The sequence below is a fragment of the Streptomyces sp. NPDC003042 genome, assembly GCF_053591315.1.
Genome location: NZ_JBSFTP010000071.1, coordinates 22,768 through 39,464, shown reverse-complemented (window position 1 = coordinate 39,464; position 16,697 = coordinate 22,768). Strand labels below are relative to the sequence as shown.

Below are 16,697 nucleotides of genomic sequence, written 5' to 3'. Positions count from 1 at the left end.
CATTCGTCAGTTCATGCCGACGCACCATGACCGACTCCTGCCCGCAACGGCGGTAGATCCACCATGCCGGGCAAGAGCCATCAGACACTGCCTAGCGGACCGCTCCCTCCTGGATGACCTCGTCGATCGCCTCCGCCAGCCAGTCCTCGGACCGGGTGAAGGCGAAGCCCAGCCGCCCGGCGCGGCCGTTGTCCAGGGCGTAGGCCCGGTCGAAGGAGAAGGGCGACGCCTGCTCCCCGTGCGCCACGACCCGGTACCGAGGCCGCCGCCCGACCCGCTCGGCCACCAGTTCGCCGAGCCGCGTCACGCTCAGCGGCCCGTGGGAGCCGGCGTTGACGGGGCCGGTGAAGGTGCCGGCCGCCGCCCAGGCCAGGAACTCCGCGATCTCCCGGTGGTGGATGAAGGAGGTCGCGTACGGGCTCGCGTGCACGTCGACCGGCAACCCGGCCCCGATCCGCTCGACGTAGTGCGCCAGCCTGCCGGTGAAGTCCGCCCGGCCGCCGCCCAGGACATGGGCCGTGCGCACACTGACGTACGGGAAGGCCGGGTCGCGCAGGAACACGGCTTCGGCCTGCCGCTTGCCCTCCGCGTAGGCGGCCGCGGCGTCGGACGGCTGCCACGGGCCGGCGTCGGCCTGGAAGGCCGCGGGGTCGACGGACTCCTCGACGACCGGGGCGATGAGAGGCGCCCGGGGCGGGGTGCGGAAGGTGGCGGGGTCGTACACCTCCATCGTCGAGGTCATCACGTAGCGCCCGGTGCGGCCGCCGGCGAAGACCCGGCGCGCGGTGGCGGCCTGGTGGGGCGTGTAGCAGACCTGGTCGACGACCACGTCGAAGGTGCGCGCGCCGAGGGCCGCGAGCAGTTGCCGCTCGTCGTCGCGGTCGGCGGCGAGGTGGGCGACACCGGACGGCGGCACGGTGGAGCCGCGGTTGAGGACGGTGACCTCGTTCCCGGCGTCGCGCAGCAGCGTGACCAGGTGCTTGCCGAAATAGCGGCTTCCGCCGACGACCAATATCTTCCGCATGCCGTCGACTCTGCCGCTGTATGGTCCCCAGCGGAACTGACCGATTACTGATCATGTCGTAAGGAAAACTGTTGATCGATGTGCATCGGCTGCGCATACTGCGGGCCGTGGCCGAGCACGGCAGCTTCAACCGGGCGGCCGGAGCCCTGCGACTGACCCCCTCGGCCGTCTCCCAACACATCGCCTCGCTGGAGCGCGGGCTCGGCCACCCGGTGGCGGTGCGCAGCACACGCGGCGTCCGGCTCACGGACGCGGGGCGGCTGCTGGTGGAGACGGCGGACACGATCGCCGCCGAACTCGACCAGGTCCGCAGCCGCATCGACCAACTGGCCGCCGGGCGGCCCCGGCTGACCATCGCCACCTTCACCAGCGGGGGCCGGCATCTGCTGCCGCGGGCGCTCTCCGGTTTCGTGGCCGCGTACCCGGAGGTGGAACTGACGGTCCTGGAGGCCGAACCGGAGAACGCGCTGCCGATGGTGCGCGGCGGGGCGGCGGACCTCGCGCTGACCTACCGCTTCGACGGGCCGCTGCCGTCCGGCGGCGCTGCGGGGACGGCGGGGTCTGCGGGCGCTGCCGGGACGGCGGGGACCGCGGGGTTGGACTGGCTGCCGCTGATGGAGGACCCGCTGTGCCTGGTCCTGCCGCGCGGCCACCGGCTGGCGGAGCGGGAGGTGGTGGAGCCCGCTGAACTCGCCGCCGACCGCTGGGTCCTCGGCTGCCTGAAGACCGAGGCGTTTTTGCGCCGGTACGCGGAACAGGCGGGATTCGAGCTGCGGGTCGCCGCCTCCACCACCGACTACTTCTTCGCGCAGACCCTCGTGGGGGCGGGCGTCGGCGTCGCCCTGATCCCGTCCATCTCGCTGGACCCGCCCGACGGATGCGTGGCGGTCCCCCTCGAACCGCCGGTCCCCGCCCGGCACATCGGGTTGGTCATCCCGTGCCGACGCAGCCCGCAGCCGTACGCGGAAGCGCTGGCGGAGACGCTGAGGCTCGCGGCGGTGGAGCGGTGACGCATCAGTTGCACGGCCTGGCCGCCAATCCGGCCCTGCCGCCCGAACTGGTCGACCGTCTGATCGCCGAGCACCCGCACGCGACGGGCCCGGCGCTGCGGCTGTGCCTGGCCGACGCCAAGGCCCGCCGGTACGCGGCCGCCCACCCGGCCCTGCCGGCGGCCGAGTTGCCCGGGCTGCTCGACGACCCGGACTGGCAGGTGGTGGAGGCGGCGGCCGCCCACCCCTCCCTGCCGCTCGCGGTGATGCGGGAGCTGATGCCCTGAGGCGCGGCGCCTGAGCCCGTCACCCTCGGGCGCCCGGCGGAGCTGCTCCCTCCGCCGAAGCCGAGCGGGACGGGCGGCTGACCGAGCCCGGCGTGACCAGGCCCGTCTCGTAGGCGAGGACGACCGCCTGGGCCCGGTCCCGGAGGGCCACCTTGGCGAAGATCCGCGCCACATGGGTCTTCACCGTGGCTTCGCTGAGCGTCAGCTCCCGCGCCAGTTCGGCATTGGACAGGCCGTGGCCCATCAGCGTCAGCACCTCGCGTTCGCGCGGGGTCAGCGCGGCCACGTCGCGGTGCGGAGCGGCGACCACGGCACCGTCGGGAGCGGTGGCGGACGGGGCGCAGCGCTCCACCAGGCGGCGGGTGATCGACGGCGCGAGCAGGGCGTCGCCGGTGTCCACGAGCCGGACGGCGGCCACCAGGTGTGCGGGGGTGACGTCCTTGAGGAGGAAGCCGCTGGCCCCGGCGGCGAGGGCGGCGTAGACGTACTGGTCGAGGTCGAAGGTGGTCAGCATGATCACCCGGCAGGCGGGGAGCGCGGCGAGGATCCGCCGGGCGGCTTCCAGGCCGTCCATGTTCGGCATGCGGATGTCGAGGAGCACGACATCGGGGCGCAGGGCGCGCGCCATCGACACCGCCTCGACCCCGTCGGCGGCCACTCCCACCACGTCGATCCCCCGGGCCGTCAGGATCAGCCGGAAGCCGGTGCGTACGAGTTCCTGGTCGTCGGCGATGAGCACCCGGGGCCCGGTCGGCGCCGCTTCTGCCGAAAGCGGCTGGGGCGTCGTCACGGCCGGTCCAGGGGGAGGCGGGCACGGACCCGGTATCCCCCGCCGAGGCGGCGGCGGGCGTCGAGGTCTCCGCCGTAGACGGCGACACGCTCGCGCAGGCCTATCAGCCCCCGGCCGGTACCGTCGCCCTTCGGCGCCGGGGGACGGCCGGGGCCAGGGCCAGGGCCCCCGGCGCCCTCGTCACGCTGCTCTCCCGGCGGGCGGCCCGCCAGCACGCTGGGACCGCTGTTGAGCACCTCCACCCGCAGGGCGTGATCCGCATAGCGCACCGTCACCTGTGCTCCTCCCCCGTCACCGTGTTTGAGCGCATTGGTCAGCGCCTCCTGGATGATCCGGTACGCCGTCACGTCGATGCCGGCCGGCAGCGGCCGCGGTTCCCCGGATATCCGTACGTCCACCGGCAGACCCGCGAAGGCGATCTTGTCGATCAGTGGGCTCAGCCGGCTCAGGCTCGGCTGCGGTGTCAGCTCCGCGGCGCCCGCGTACGGCTCGTCCTCTCCGTCCTGGGCGGGCGCCAGCAGGCCGAGCAGGCTCCGCAGTTCGGTCATCGTGCTGCGCCCGGCGCTCTCCACGGCGCTCATCGCGGCCGCCGCCTCCTGCGGCATCGTCGCCAGCACCTCCCGGGCGGCCCCGGCCTGCACGATCATCAGGCTCACGTGGTGGCTGACGATGTCGTGCAGCTCCCCGGCTATCCGGGCCCGCTCGGCGTCGACCGCGCTGCGGGCCGCGCTCTGCCTCTCCCGCTCCAGGAACCAGCCCCGCTCCCCCAGCGCCTCCCGGTGCGCACGCCGCGCCCGTACCAGCGCGAGCCCCAGGCACAGCGCCGTCACGGCCGCCGCGCATGCGACGCCCAGCGCGCCGCTCAGCTGCCAGCCCACACCGATCCCCTCCCCCATTCCGGCACATCACGTTCTCAAGATCACCCGCTTCACAGCTTCGCAGGCCACACCCGTAGTCCGCATCCCTCCTCCGAGCCCGCCCGTCGTACATCCCGGGGATGACCCGCCCGCCGATTACATCCGGGGGGCGACGTCCGTGCCCCGGGCTGCCCTCTACGTTCACGGCATGACAACCGATCACGACAGCGCACGTCAGGTCGTCGTCCGACTGGACGGCGTGCACAAGGAGTACGGCGACGCCAAGGCTCTGGACGGCCTGTCACTGGAGATCCGCAAGGGCGACGCGGTCGCCGTGATGGGGCCCTCGGGCTGCGGCAAGTCCACGCTCCTGAACATGGTGGCCGGACTGGACCGCCCGACCGCCGGCACCGTCGAGGTGCACGGCCAGGACCTCGCGAAGCTGACCGAGACCGGCCTGGCGCTCTTCCGCCGCCGCAGCGTCGGCCTGATCTTCCAGTTCTTCAACCTCATCGACGATCTGCCGGCCCTCGACAACGTCGCACTGGCCGCCCAGTTGACCGGTGTCTCCGCCCGCCAGGCCCGCCGCCGCGCCCTGGAGCTCCTCGACGAGCTCGGCATCGCCGACCGCCGCGACCACTACCCCGCGACGCTCAGCGGCGGTGAGCGCCAGCGCGTCGCCGTCGCCCGGGCGCTGATGAACCGGCCGGCGCTGCTGCTGGCGGACGAGCCGACGGGCGCGCTCGACAGCCGCTCCGGCGAGCAGGTGATGGACCTGCTGATCGATCTCAACCAGATCGGCCAGACCCTGTTGATCGTCACCCACGACCCGAACCTGGCCACCCGCTGCGCCAGCCGCCTCATCGAGGTCGCCGACGGCCGCGTGTCCCGCGAGAGCACGTTGGAGACGAGCACCGTGGAGACGACCACGGTGGAGACGAGCACCGTGGAGACGAGCACCGTGGAGACGACCGCGTGAGCGCCGTGTGGAGAGCGTCCCGCGCGGCCGTGAGGCGCCGCCGGCTCCAGACCTTCGTCATCGGGCTCGTCGTGCTGTGCTCCACCACGACCGTCCTGCTCGCGCTGGCCCTGCTCGCCGCCGCGTCCGCCCCCTTCGACAAGGCCTACGCCGCCCAGCGCGGCGCGCACACGGTGGCGACGTACGACCTCGCGAAGGTCTCCGACGCGCAGCTGGCGCGCACCGGCCTGCGGCCCGGCGTGCAGGCGGCCGCCGGCCCGTACCGCCAGGCCGTCATAGACGTCCCCGGGGACTGGCTCTGGATGCCCGCCGGTCCCCTCACGGTCGTCGGCCGGGCCGAGCCGGGCGGTCCGGTGGACCGGATCTCCCTGCTGGACGGCCGCTGGGCAACCGCGCCCGGCGAGATCGTCGTCAACTGGGGTGTCGACGGCTCGCCCGGCCCCGAACTGCTCGGCACCCGGCTGGAGGCGCCGGGAGCACCGCCGTTGACCGTGGTCGGCTTCGCGACCAGCATGAGCAGGTCGGCCGGCGCCTGGGTGACGCCCGGGCAGCTGACGGCCCTGCGCCCCACCTCCGCCCAGATGCTCTACCGCTTCACCGACCCTTCCTCCTCCACCCGTCTGCGGGCCGGGCTGGGCGAGGCCACGGCCGGGCTGCCGCGGGGCTCACTGACCGCCTCGCAGTCCTACCTCACCCTCAAGAAGGCCTTCTCCGCCCGGGCCGACGCCTATCTGCCCTTCATGACGCTCTTCGGCGTCCTCGGCCTGCTCGTGTCGACCCTGATCGTCGGCAACGTGGTCAGCGGAGCGGTCGTCTCCGGGTACCGGCACATCGGCGTGCTCAAGGCGATGGGCTTCACGCCGAACCAGGTGGTCACCGTCTACCTGACGATGGTCGGCGTCCCCGCCGTCGCCGGATGCCTGCTCGGCACCCTGGCCGGCACCGCGCTGGCGGGCCCCATCCTGCAGGTGGCCTTCTCCGGCATCGAGACGGGCAGCGCCACCGTCACCACCGTGGACACCTGGGTCCCCGTGGTCTGCCTGCTGGGGCTGCCCGCCCTGGTCCTGCTCACCGCGCTGGTCCCCGCCCTGCGGGCGCACCGACTGCCGACGGCGCAGGCGATCAGCGCGGGCGGCGCGCCCCGCACCGGACGCGGCCTGCGGATCCAGCGCCTGCTCGGCGGCACCCGGCTGCCGCGCCCGGTCAGCCTGGGCCTCGGCCAGCCCTTCGCCCGACCCGCCCGCACCCTGCTCACCATGGCCGCCATCGTCCTCGGTGTCACCACGGTGACCCTGACGACCGGTCTGACCGCAACGATGCTGGTGTACGGGGAGACGGGGCGCGGCGACGGCCCCACCGTGGCCGTCCTGACGGGAACTGCGGGCAACGGCCGCACGCCGCCGCGGCTCGGTGACGCGCAGATCGAGGAGCGCCTGCGGTCCCTGCCCGGGGCGCGGGAGGTACGCGCCAGGGCGCTGTCCCAGGTGAGCCTGGTCGGTTTCACGCAGCCCGCCTTCGCCGACTTCTACCGGGGTGACCTCGCCTCGTACGCCTCGCAGTTCGCGGAGGGCCGCCCGCCGGGGGCGGCGGGCGAGATCGCCGCCGGACCGGCGTTCCTGACGCAGCGCGGGCTGGCGGTCGGGGACCGGGTCACCCTCCAGCTGAACGGCCGCCAGGTTCTCGGCAGCGTCGTCGGGGAGCTGATCGACAGCGACGCCCGTTCCGTGTCCGCCTCGTGGGAGACCCTCACGCTGCTGGCCCCGGATGTCCGGGCCATCCAGTACGGGGTTCGGCTGGCCCCCGGCTCCGACGCCCGGGCGTACGCCGACGCCGTCGAAGCGCTCGATCCCGGCCTGCGCGCCGAGGTGGGCGGTTCGGGCAACACGGCGACCGCGACCGTGGTCGGTTTCTCGTCGGTGTTCACGGTGCTGCTGACGATCGTGGCGGCGCTCGGCGTGTTCAACACCGTTCTGCTGAACACGCGGGAGCGCCGCCGGGATCTCGGGATGCTGAAGTCGATCGGCATGACACCCCGCCAGGTGGTCGTGATGACCGTGACCTCGGTGGCGGGTGTGGGCGCGGTCGGGGGGCTGATCGGGATCCCCCTCGGGATGGTGGCGCACCGGCTGATCGTGGACCACGTCGCAGTGGTCTCCTTCACGGAGTCCATGAAGGACGTCTGGCACGCACCGCAGCTGGCCGGGCTGCTGCTGGCGGGCGTCGCGATCGCCGTACTCGGGGCCCTGGTCCCGGCCCGTACGGCCGCCCGTACGACGATCGCGACGGTACTGCACACGGAGTAGCCACGGCCGTCAGCCGTCCGGTGCGCCATCGGGCGGTGGGTTCTGCAGGGCGCGGAGGCGCTGTCCGGCGGCGGTGGCCGCGAGGCGTGCCTCGCGCGCCGCGCGGTCCGCCTCGCGGTGGCGCACCTCCGCCTCGGCGACGGCCTCGTACGCCAGGTCCCGGTTGGTCCGCGCCTGTTCGGCCTCCCGGTCCAGGCGGCCGACCTCGGCGTCCGCGTCGGCCGCCCGGGCCACCGCGCGCTTCCTGGCCTCGTCGGCCAGCCGCAGTTCCTCCTCGCGGGCGGAGGCGGCCCATTCGGCGTCCTGGGCGGTGGCCCGGGCGGCCTCGAGCCTGGCCTCCTCGGCCCGGTCCGGCGGCGGCCGGGGTGCGGCCGCCGGGGGTGCGGAGTCCGGGTCCATGGCCGGGAGTTCCGTCACCAGCGCGGGGGCCCGTACGAGCCGCGCGGAGGCCCAGTCCCGGGCCGCCTGCGGGTCGGCCAGCACGGCGTACAGGATCTGCTCCACCTCCCGTACCACCGTCTCGGACACCGGCGGCCCGGCCTCCTCCGCCAGCCGGCCGGCCTCGCGGGCCAGCGCGCCGATCACCACGTGCTGCTGGTGCGAGAGGTCGCGCAGCTGCTCGCCGTCCAGGGAGTGGTGCGCCGCGCGCAGCGCCTGCCCGAGCTGGAGGAACTGCTCGACTTCGGCCGGTTTGGTCCGTACCAGCGTGTTCGACACCCAGGCCGCCAGCGTCGGCCGCCGCAGCTTGGAGATCCGTTTCGCCGCCGCCGCGTCCCCGGCCGCCCTCACCCGGGCCGCGGCCTCGTCCCGTGCCGCGGTGAACCCGGCGGGGGGCGGCACGTACAGCGCATCGATGACCTCATCCACATCCACGCGCCCCACTGTCGGTCATCGCCGCCGGGCGGACGCGCGGGTGCCCCGGGAGGGTGAGGAAGATCGCCGGAACGGGTCAGCGGGCGGCACCACGCGGGTGAAGTGCGCCGCGCCACCGGTTCCGACCTGGGGGCCGGCCCGTTGGGAGGGGCGTGACGATCCCCATAGACCCGATAAGCGGCGCCCCGACACTGTCCGCGGCCGGTGCGCTCCCCGCCCCGCCCGACGCTCAGGACCCGCAGGACCCGCTCCCCCGCATACGGTCCGCGCTCCACGACGGCGTCCTCGCCGTCAGCCTGGCCGGCGAGTTCGACCACTACACCTGCGCCGCCTTGCGCGGCCTCCTCGACGAAGGCGCCGCCCGCGGCGCGCGCCGCCTCGTCGTGGACGCGGCCCTCGTCTCCTTCTGCGACTCCGCCCTGCTGCACGTGCTGGACCGGTGGACCCTGAACGGGCGCCCGTGGGAGCTGGCGGCCGCCTCCCGCGCCGTCCGGTTCCTGCTGACCGTCTCGGCCCGCGTCCGCACCGCGCGCGCCGGCCGTGAGCAGGTGAGCCCATGACCTTCACGGCGCTCGCGCCGCTCCCGCTCCCGGGTCGTGTCGTCAGTCCCTCGCCTCGACGATGCGGCCGTCGTGCAACTCGACCACCCGGTCGGCGAGTTGCATCAGCTCCGGATCGTGGGTGGCGACCAGGGCGGTGACTCCCTCGCTGCGCACCACCGCGCGCAGCAGCCGCATGATCGAGCGGCCCGTTTCGGAGTCCAGCTGGCCGGTGGGCTCGTCCGCGATGATCAGGGCGGGCTCATTGGCCAGTGCGCGGGCCACCGCGACGCGCTGCTGCTGACCGCCGGAAAGTTCGCCGGGGCGCTGGTCGGCGTGTTCGGCCAGGCCTACGAGCGCCAGCAGGGTACGTACCCGTTCCTCCCGCTGCCCGGTCGGGACCTTGCGCATGCGCATCGGTACGCCGACGTTCTCCGCGGCGGTCAGCACCGGTATCAACCCGAAGGACTGGAACACGAAACCGATCCGGTCGCGGCGTAGAGCGAGCAGGGCGCGCTCGTCGAGCCCGGCCAGATCGGTGCCGTCGAGTTCGACGGCGCCGCCGCTCGGCGTGTCGAGACCGCCGACGAGGTTCAGCAGGGTGGTCTTCCCCGAGCCGGACCGCCCCTTGAGCGCGGTGAGTTCGCCACGCCGCGCTTCGAACGACACACCGCGCAGGGCGTGTACGGCCCGCTCTCCGGTGCCGAAGCTCTTGCGGAGGTCGCGCACCACCATCATCGGCGCCGCCGTGGTGGTGGTTGTGGCGGCGGTGTTCTGCTGCTGCGTCATTGGTGAGTTCCCCCTCGACCGGCGCTCTTCCCTGGCCTCAGGTCCACATATGTTCATCTGTCACATCAATAACACAAGTCCCTTCCTCTCCCGGATCGAATCTGACAGCATCGTCCGCTATCCGGTGCCAATGGTCCGGTTCGGGGGAAAGGGACAGGCATATGATCGGCTTTGTCGTGCGCCGGTTGCGCGGGCGACTGCCACTCGCCGCCGCCGTACTCCTCACCGCGCTCATCACCACGACCGCACTGACCGCGCTGCTCGCCTTCACCCGCGTGGTGGGCGACGCCGGACTGCGCCAGGCACTGACGGGCACGGGCGCGTCCCGCACCACCGTCCTGCTCACCGGCGAGCACGGGGTGACCTCCCGCGCCGGTGACGACGAAGCCGTACGGACCTTCGCAGCCGAGCTGTTCGGCCCGCTGCCGGTCGGGGTCGAGAGCGTGGCGCGCAGTCGTTCGTACGGGCTGCCCGGCGAGCGCGCCCCCGGCAAGGACGCCGACCTGACCCTGCTCGCCTCGCTCGACCGGGCCCGCGTCCGCCTCCTCGCGGGCCGGTGGCCCGAGGCCGTCGGCGACCACCTCGGGCCCCGCGTCCCGGTGGCCGTGCCGCAGGCGGCGCTGAACCGGCTCGGGCTGACCCCGCAAGCCCTGCCCGCCGAAGTCCGGCTGGACGACCGCTACGGCGGGGCGCCGCTGAGCGTGCTCGTCACCGGCGTCTACCGGGCGGCCGAACCGGACGCGACGTACTGGCGGCTCGACCCGCTCGGCGGGCGGGAGTTGCAGGTGGGCAGCTTCGCCACTTACGGCCCGCTGCTCGTCCACGACTCCGCCTTCACCACCGGCGCTCTGCCGCAGAACAGCCGCGCGGCGCTGGTGACCGCCGATCTCTCGGCGGCGCGCGCCGCCGATATCGAGGGCGTGCGGACACGGGCCCCGCAGGCCGGTGCGCCGGGTCCGTCCGGGCTCACGGTCTCGACCGAACTTCCCACATTCCTTGCGGAGTTGAACACCGCCCAGCGGGTGGCCCGGTCCACCTTGCTCGTCGGCGCGCTCCAGCTGTGCGTACTGGCCGGCGCGGCCCTGCTGCTGGTCGCCCACCTGCTGACGCAGCGCCAGGAGCCCGAGCGTGTCCTGCTGACCGCGCGCGGCGCCTCCCGTCGTCGGCTCGGGCTGCTCTCGACGGCCGAGTCCCTGCTCCTCGTCCTGCCCGCCGCCGTCCTCCCCCCGCTGTTCACCCCGCCCCTGCTGCGCCTGCTCGGCCACTACGGCCCGCTGTCCCGGGCTCCCCTGGAGACCGGCGGGACCTGGCTGCTGTGGCCGGTCGCCGCCGGGTGCGCGCTGGTGTGCCTGCTGCTGACCGCGCTGCCCGCCGTCCTTCGCGGGGCCGCGGCCGGCGTCATGCGGCGCACCGGACGCCGCCGGGCCCTGGTCTCGGGGGCCGCCCGCTCCGGCGCCGACCTCGCGATGGTGGCGCTCGCCGTCCTCGCGTACCGCCGACTCGACCGCTACAGCGGGAGCGAGGCCGTCCCGGCGGACGGGGAGGGGGGCGCGCTCGGCGTGGACCCGGTCCTGGTCGCCGCCCCCACCCTGGCCCTGTGCGCGGGGACCCTGCTCGTGCTGCGGCTGCTGCCGTTCGCCGCGCGGCTGGGCGGGCGGATCGCCGCCCGGGGCCGGGGGCTCGGCCCGGCGCTCGTCGGCTGGCAGCTCGCACGCCGCCCCGGCCGGGCCACCGGGCCCGTCCTGCTGCTGGTCCTCGCGGTGTCCAGCGGGGTCCTGGCCCTCGGCCAGCACACCGCCTGGTCCGCGTCGCAGCGCGACCAGGCCGATTTCGCCACCGCCGACGGCCTGCGCATCACCGGCGGCGACGTGGCATCCCTGGGCCGCGGCGGCCGGTACGCCGCCCTGCCCGGCGGCGAGCGGGTGATCCCGGTGATCCGGACGAACCACGGGCTGCCGGACGGCAGTCCCGGAGAGCTGCTGGCGCTGGACGCCACCGCCGTCGCCGAACGGGTACCGCTGCGGGAGGACCTGCGCGACGGACGGCCCATGAAGGAGTTGTTCGCCCCGCTGGTGGTGGGCGCGGCGGACAGCACGGGGATCGCCCTGCCGGGGCGGCCGCAGCGCATCGACCTGGACGTGTCCGTACGGGCGTCCGGCCCCAGCGGCAGCCCTCGCCTGGGCGTGCTGCTGCGCGACCGGTTCGGGCTGACGTACGGGGCGCCGATGGTCCCCCTGCCGCAGGACGGTGACGGCACCGTCTCCGTGGACGTCACGGCGCTGGCCGGCGCCCCCCTCGGGTCCGCCGCCCCGCCGCTGGGCATCGCGGGGCTCACCCTGTCCTACGGAGCCGAAGCGAGCCCTTTCAGCCTCCCAGACACGTGGACACGGGTCGGCGGGGAGGTCACCGTGCGCCGGGTCTCGGTGGCCGACACCCCGGGCGGCCGGGCCCTCCCCGTCGAGGCGCCCGCCCCCTCATGGAAGCTGGCGCCGCCGGAGCAGCCCGGGGCCGGCCGACTGCTGCCGGCCGAGGGGGCGGCCGTCCCGGCCCTGCTGCGGCTGCGCTACGAGGGTGCCCCCGTGGGCACGCATACGCTGACCCTCACCCCGGCCGCAAGCGTGCCGGCCGCCGGCGCCCCGACAGGGGATCCGACCCCGGAGCTGCCGGGAATCGCCACCCACGCCTACCTGACCGCCGTGGGGGCCTCGGTGGGCGAACTGGTCCAGGTTCCGGTGGGCGAGGTCTTCGTTTCCCTACGGGTCACCGCGGCCATCGGGTCGCTGCCCGTGGCCGGTGACCGGGCGGTGGCCGTCGACATCGCCGCCGCCGGACGGCTGCTCGCGGCGTCCGACGGCCGGGCGCTGCCCGCGGCCGGCGAGTGGTGACTCCCCGCGTCCCGGGCCGACGACCCCGCACCGGCGGCGGCCGCCGCCGAACTGCGGGCCGCCGCGGGATCGCACCAGGTGCGGCTGCGCGAGGAAGTGGCCGCCGGGCTGCTGGACGACCCGCTGAGTGCCGGGCCGCAGACCGCGCTCGCGGCGCTCGCCGTGGCGTGCGCGGTGCTGGCGGCGATCGGCTTCGCCGCTTCGGCGGCGGCGGCCGGGCGGCAGCGGGCCCGCGAGTTCGCGATCCTCCTGGCCCTCGGGGCGCCCCGGCGGGGCCTGGCCGCAACGGCTGCCGCCGAGGGCTGCGTACTGGTCGCACTCGGGACGGGTGTGGGACTCGGGGTGGGCACGCTCATCGTGCATCTGACGATGCCGCTGATGATCCTGACCCCGTCCGCTCGACGACCGGTGCCGGAGGTCCTGGTGGACCTGCCGGCGGCTCAGACCCTGCTGCTGGCCGCCGTCATCGCGGCGGTGCCCCTGCTGTCGGCCGTGATCGGCGGCCGCCGCGATCGAGAGGTGGCCGCCCGGCTGCGCCACGTGGAGGAGATGTGACCGGCCCGTTCACCGACCGCGAGGCAGAGCGGCCCACCGCTTCCGCGGCGCCCTCCGGCGACGAGGCCGGCCGGGGCCGCCGTGGCGGGAAGCACGGCGCGGGGGCGCCCTGGGTGCGGACGCGGCTGCGGGCCACGCCCGTGGCGGCGCTGCTCACCGGCGTACTGGTGTTCGTCGCCGTCCTGCTGGCCGCCGCCCTGCCGCGCGCCCTCGACCGGGGCTCCGACCAGGCCCTGCGCTCCTTCCTGCACGACAGCGGCCCCGGTCCGACCAGCCTGTACGCCACCGCCAAGTCCTGGCCCGGGCAAGCGGCCCCGCAGAACCTCGACGAAGTCCTGGCCGTCCTGCGCTCCCGCATCGGGCCGGGCTTCGACCTGGCGGCGGGAGGACCGGTGCACGGTGCGCGCGGCATCAAGCCGCGCGGGCTGACCAATCCCGAACTGGACCGCCCGGAGAACATCGCGCCCCTGCTGAACCTCATGTTCCTGCCCGAGGCGGGCGCCCACACCCGGCTCGTCGAGGGACGCTGGCCGAGCGGCGGCGCCGACGGCGGCCCCGTCCCGGTCGCTTTGTCCAAGAGCGCGGCCGACACCCTCCGGGCGAGGGTCGGCACCGTCCTGGAGACCAGCTCCCTCCTCTCCGAGCCGATCAGCGCCGAGGTCGTCGGGCTCTACGCCCCCGAAGACCCGGCCGACGCCTACTGGACCGACCTGACCTGCGCCATCCAGGCCTGCGCCCCCACGGGCGTCGGCTGGCTGACCACCGCCCTCGTCGGTCCCGACGCGCTCGGCCGGCTGGGCCCGTGGGGTGCGGGCTCGGCGGACTTCTGGCGGCTGCCGGTGGACACCGATTCCCTGCACGCCGCCCGACTGCCCGACGTCGCGAGCGAGATCGCCGCGTACGTGACCGGTCCCACCGCCGCCGCGCTGGCCCGCGACACCCGTCGCGACGATCTGCGGATCACCTCTCAGCTGCCGGAGCTGTTCACCGAGGCACGAGACCGGCAGCAGGCCGCCGCGCCGCTCGCCGCGATCGGCCCCGCCGGGGTCGCGGGGGTCGCCCTCGTGGTGTTCTGCCTGGCCGCCGGACTCACCGGTGACCGGCGGCAGGCCGAGCTGCGGCTGCTGCGGGCCCGGGGCGGCTCGCGCGGCGGCATCGTCCGCCGGCTCCTGGGCGAGGGGGCCGTCACCGTACTGCCGGCCGCGGCGCTCGCCACCGCACTGGCCGTACTGCTGCTGCCGGCCCCGCGCCTGGTCCCCAGCCTGCTCGCCGCCGGGGCGGTCACGCTGGTGGCCCTGTCGGCCTTCCCCGTACGGGCCTTCGTACTGATGTCTCCGCCGCGAGGGGCGGCGCCCCGCCGCAGGCTGGTGGCCGAGCTGCTCGTCCTCGCCGCCACGGCGGCGGCCGTGGTCGAGGTCCGGCGGCGCGGGGTCGCCCCGGTCGGAACGGGGCTGGACCCACTGCTGGTCGCCGCCCCGCTGCTGATCGCCTTGTCCGGGGGGCTGCTGCTGGCCCGGATCCAGCCCCCGTTCGTGCGCGCGCTGTCCCGGGCGGCGGCGCGCCGCCGCGGTCTGGTCGGCTTCCTCGGTCTCGCCCGCGCCGCCCGTGGTGCCGGCGACCGGGCACGGCCTTCCGCACTGCCCCTGATCGCGCTGCTGCTGGCCGTCACCAGCGGCGGATTCGGGGCCACCGTACTGGCCGCCGTGGACGAGGCCCGGCCGAAGGTGGCACGGTCCACCGTCGGCGGCGACGCCCAGGTCGCGGCGCCCCCCGGGGAGGCCGTGCCGCAGGAGTTCGCCGAGGCCGCCGGTGCGCTGCCCGGCGTACGGACGTCCCTCGGCGTGTGGACCGACCGCGACGCGTTCCTGTTCGGCACCGCACAGGGGTCCACCCGGGTCACGGTCGTCGTCGCCGACCCGGCCGCCTACGCCGAACTGGCCCGGTCCGTGGGCCGCGGCGGGTTCGACCCCGCCCTCCTCGGAGGCGCCGGCGGCGCGAACGCTCCGGTGCCCGCGCTGTTCAGCGAGGACCTGACCGGGCAGAGTCCGGACGGCACCTACCGGCTGCGCCTGGACAACGGCGAGGAGCTGCGGGCGAAGCCGGCCGGCGTGATCGACGGGAGCCCGGTGCAGCCGGGCGCCGGGGCCGCGACCATCGTGCTGCCGGCCGGGCCGGTGACCGCCCGGGTACCCGAAGCAGCCCTCGCCACCCACTGGTTCGCCATCGGCTCGGTCGACGGGGACCGGCTGACCGAGCTGCTGCGCGCCACCGCCCCGGCCCTGGCCGACCAGTACCTCGTGCGGACGAGCGCGGCGCTCTCCGCCCAGCTCGGCAGCGACCCTCTCCAGCACGCGGCCGGGCGGTTGTTCTGGGCCTCCCTGGCCGCGGCGGCCTGTTTCGCGCTGCTGGCGGTCCTGCTGAGCCTGGTCCGGGCCGCCCCCGAGCGGGGCGCGCTGCTGGCCCGGCTGCGCACCATGGGGCTGCGGCCCCGGCAGGGCGTGGCGATGGTTCTGACGGAGTCGCAGCCGCAGGTGCTCGTGGCCGCGCTCGGCGGCGCTCTGACCGCGACCGCCGCCGTCGCCCTGCTCGGCCCTTCCGTGGACCTGTCCTCGCTGGTGGGCTCCGCCGTGCCGACCGGTCTACGGCTCTCCGTGCGGCCGGTGCTCACGCAGGCCCTGGGCCTGGCGGCGCTGGTGGCACTGGCCGTGCTCGCCGAGGCGGCGGTGTGCGGCCGTCGCCAGATCACCACCGAGTTGAGAGCGGGAGACCAGAGTTGAACAGCGAAACGCCCACCTACGACGAGCTGCGGCGGCGCGCGCTCGCCGCCGCCGAACCGCGCACGCGCGCGGCGGGTACCGCGATCGTCTGCGACCGCCTCGTACGCATCTTCAGTACCGACGGGGTCGAGGTCCAGGCACTCCAGGGACTGGAACTGACCGTGACGCAAGGCGATTTGGTGGCCCTGGTGGGCGCGTCCGGCAGCGGCAAGTCCACGCTGCTGAACATCCTGGCGGGCCTGGACGTGCCCACGGCGGGCAAGGCCTCGGTCGACGGCTACGACCTGCTGGAGATGTCGGCCCGCGACCGGCTGCGCTACCGCCGGGAGGCGGTGGGCTTCGTCTGGCAGCAGACCGCCCGCAACCTGCTGCCCTTCCTGACGGCGGCACAGAACATCGCCCTGCCCATGCAGTTGAAGGGCGGGGGGCGGGGGGATGCCGCGCGGCAGACGGCCCGGGTCGGGCAGCTGCTGGAGGCCCTGGAGATCGGCGATCTCGGCGGCCGACGCCCGGTCGAGCTCTCCGGCGGCCAGCAGCAGCGCGTCGCGATCGCCGTGGCCATGGCCAACGACCCGGCGGTACTGCTCGCCGACGAACCCACCGGAGAGCTGGACTCCGAGACCGGCGCGGCGGTCTTCGAGGCCTTCCGCACGGTGAACCGTGAACTGGGCGCGACGGTGGTCGTCGTGACCCACGACCCGATGGTGGCGGGCGAGGTCCGCCGTACGGTGGCCATCCGCGACGGCCGCACCAGCAGCGAGGTCCTGCGCCGGACGGTCACCGACGAGCACGGCGCGGAGTCGGTCAGCGAGCGCGAGTACGTGATGCTCGACCGCACCGGCCGGGTGCAGCTTCCGCAGAAGTTCCTGGAGGCCCTGGGCATGGAGCACCGGGTGGCGGTCGACCTGGCGGCCGACCGCATCGAGGTCCGCCGCGACGACGCGGACGACCCCGACCCGGACACCGAAGGCGGCCCCGCCCCCGTGTCCGACCCGGCGCGGCGGTAGCCGGGCCGCCCCGACCTGCGGCGACACAGCGGGCGTCACTTCC

At 75.0% G+C, this 16,697-nt stretch carries 14 protein-coding genes; 9 read left to right on the top strand and 5 right to left on the bottom strand.

Annotated elements, in window-relative coordinates; translation table 11 throughout:
- Positions 1 to 91: 91 nt before the first annotated feature.
- The gene (locus ACWDYJ_RS28110) at positions 92 to 1,024 is read right to left on the bottom strand and encodes an NAD-dependent epimerase/dehydratase family protein (RefSeq protein WP_451568386.1); all 933 of its coding nucleotides are present in this window, start codon (positions 1,022 to 1,024) and stop codon (positions 92 to 94) included.
- An 80-nt stretch (positions 1,025 to 1,104) separates the two neighbouring features.
- On the opposite strand from ACWDYJ_RS28110, the gene ACWDYJ_RS28105 reads away from it, so the two are divergent.
- Together ACWDYJ_RS28105 and ACWDYJ_RS28100 are read left to right on the top strand one after the other, a co-directional pair.
- Complete coding sequence (locus ACWDYJ_RS28105; RefSeq protein WP_451568389.1) at positions 1,105 to 2,034, top strand: LysR family transcriptional regulator; 930 nt, start codon at positions 1,105 to 1,107, stop codon at positions 2,032 to 2,034.
- Positions 2,031 to 2,300, top strand: a complete 270-nt coding sequence (locus ACWDYJ_RS28100; RefSeq protein WP_451568385.1) for a hypothetical protein — start codon at positions 2,031 to 2,033, stop codon at positions 2,298 to 2,300. Before ACWDYJ_RS28105 ends, ACWDYJ_RS28100 begins: the two co-directional genes overlap by 4 nt.
- 19 nt (positions 2,301 to 2,319) lie before the next feature.
- On the opposite strand, the gene ACWDYJ_RS28095 is transcribed toward ACWDYJ_RS28100, so the two are convergent.
- Positions 2,320 to 3,090, bottom strand: a complete 771-nt coding sequence (locus tag ACWDYJ_RS28095; RefSeq protein WP_451568384.1) for a response regulator — start codon at positions 3,088 to 3,090, stop codon at positions 2,320 to 2,322.
- Positions 3,087 to 3,968: a sensor histidine kinase gene (locus ACWDYJ_RS28090; RefSeq protein WP_451568383.1), complete on the bottom strand. Its 882-nt coding sequence runs from the start codon at positions 3,966 to 3,968 to the stop codon at positions 3,087 to 3,089. Before ACWDYJ_RS28090 ends, ACWDYJ_RS28095 begins: the two co-directional genes overlap by 4 nt.
- Positions 3,969 to 4,155: 187 nt before the next feature.
- Between ACWDYJ_RS28090 and ACWDYJ_RS28085 the strand changes: the two genes are divergently transcribed.
- Positions 4,156 to 4,926 (top strand): ABC transporter ATP-binding protein, encoded by a 771-nt coding sequence (locus tag ACWDYJ_RS28085; protein WP_451568382.1) that lies wholly within the window; start codon positions 4,156 to 4,158, stop codon positions 4,924 to 4,926.
- Positions 4,923 to 7,229, top strand: a complete 2,307-nt coding sequence (locus ACWDYJ_RS28080; protein WP_451568381.1) for an ABC transporter permease — start codon at positions 4,923 to 4,925, stop codon at positions 7,227 to 7,229. The genes ACWDYJ_RS28085 and ACWDYJ_RS28080 overlap by 4 nt, the downstream gene beginning before the upstream one ends.
- Before the next feature lie 9 nt (positions 7,230 to 7,238).
- Here the strand turns inward: ACWDYJ_RS28080 and ACWDYJ_RS28075 are convergent, their stop codons facing one another.
- Entirely contained in the window at positions 7,239 to 8,102 is an 864-nt protein-coding gene (locus tag ACWDYJ_RS28075; protein WP_451568380.1) for a hypothetical protein, read from the bottom strand.
- Between the two features lie 152 nt (positions 8,103 to 8,254).
- On the opposite strand from ACWDYJ_RS28075, the gene ACWDYJ_RS28070 reads away from it, so the two are divergent.
- The gene (locus ACWDYJ_RS28070; protein WP_451568379.1) at positions 8,255 to 8,662 is read left to right on the top strand and encodes an STAS domain-containing protein; all 408 of its coding nucleotides are present in this window, start codon (positions 8,255 to 8,257) and stop codon (positions 8,660 to 8,662) included.
- 42 nt (positions 8,663 to 8,704) lie between these two features.
- Here ACWDYJ_RS28070 and ACWDYJ_RS28065 read toward each other — a convergent pair whose 3' ends face one another.
- Positions 8,705 to 9,430, bottom strand: coding sequence for an ABC transporter ATP-binding protein (locus tag ACWDYJ_RS28065; protein WP_451568378.1), 726 nt, complete (start codon positions 9,428 to 9,430; stop codon positions 8,705 to 8,707).
- A gap of 161 nt (positions 9,431 to 9,591) precedes the next feature.
- On the opposite strand from ACWDYJ_RS28065, the gene ACWDYJ_RS28060 reads away from it, so the two are divergent.
- From ACWDYJ_RS28060 to ACWDYJ_RS28045, 4 genes are all read left to right on the top strand, one after another.
- Entirely contained in the window at positions 9,592 to 12,315 is a 2,724-nt protein-coding gene (locus ACWDYJ_RS28060) for an ABC transporter permease (RefSeq protein WP_451568377.1), read from the top strand.
- 78 nt (positions 12,316 to 12,393) lie between these two features.
- A complete protein-coding gene (locus tag ACWDYJ_RS28055; protein ID WP_451568376.1) occupies positions 12,394 to 12,870 on the top strand; it encodes an FtsX-like permease family protein in 477 nt (158 codons plus the stop codon).
- The gene (locus tag ACWDYJ_RS28050; protein WP_451568375.1) at positions 12,867 to 15,647 is read left to right on the top strand and encodes a hypothetical protein; all 2,781 of its coding nucleotides are present in this window, start codon (positions 12,867 to 12,869) and stop codon (positions 15,645 to 15,647) included. The genes ACWDYJ_RS28055 and ACWDYJ_RS28050 overlap by 4 nt, the downstream gene beginning before the upstream one ends.
- Entirely contained in the window at positions 15,644 to 16,654 is a 1,011-nt protein-coding gene (locus tag ACWDYJ_RS28045) for an ABC transporter ATP-binding protein (RefSeq protein ID WP_451568374.1), read from the top strand. The genes ACWDYJ_RS28050 and ACWDYJ_RS28045 overlap by 4 nt, the downstream gene beginning before the upstream one ends.
- Positions 16,655 to 16,697 lie beyond the last annotated feature (43 nt).

Coding starts and splice junctions, on each gene's coding strand:
- ACWDYJ_RS28110 (WP_451568386.1), bottom strand. CDS start 1,024: ATGCGGAAGATATTGGTCGTCGGCGGAAGCCGCTATTTCGGCAAGCAC.
- ACWDYJ_RS28085 (WP_451568382.1), top strand. CDS start 4,156: ATGACAACCGATCACGACAGCGCACGTCAGGTCGTCGTCCGACTGGAC.
- ACWDYJ_RS28065 (WP_451568378.1), bottom strand. CDS start 9,430: ATGACGCAGCAGCAGAACACCGCCGCCACAACCACCACCACGGCGGCG.
- ACWDYJ_RS28060 (WP_451568377.1), top strand. CDS start 9,592: ATGATCGGCTTTGTCGTGCGCCGGTTGCGCGGGCGACTGCCACTCGCC.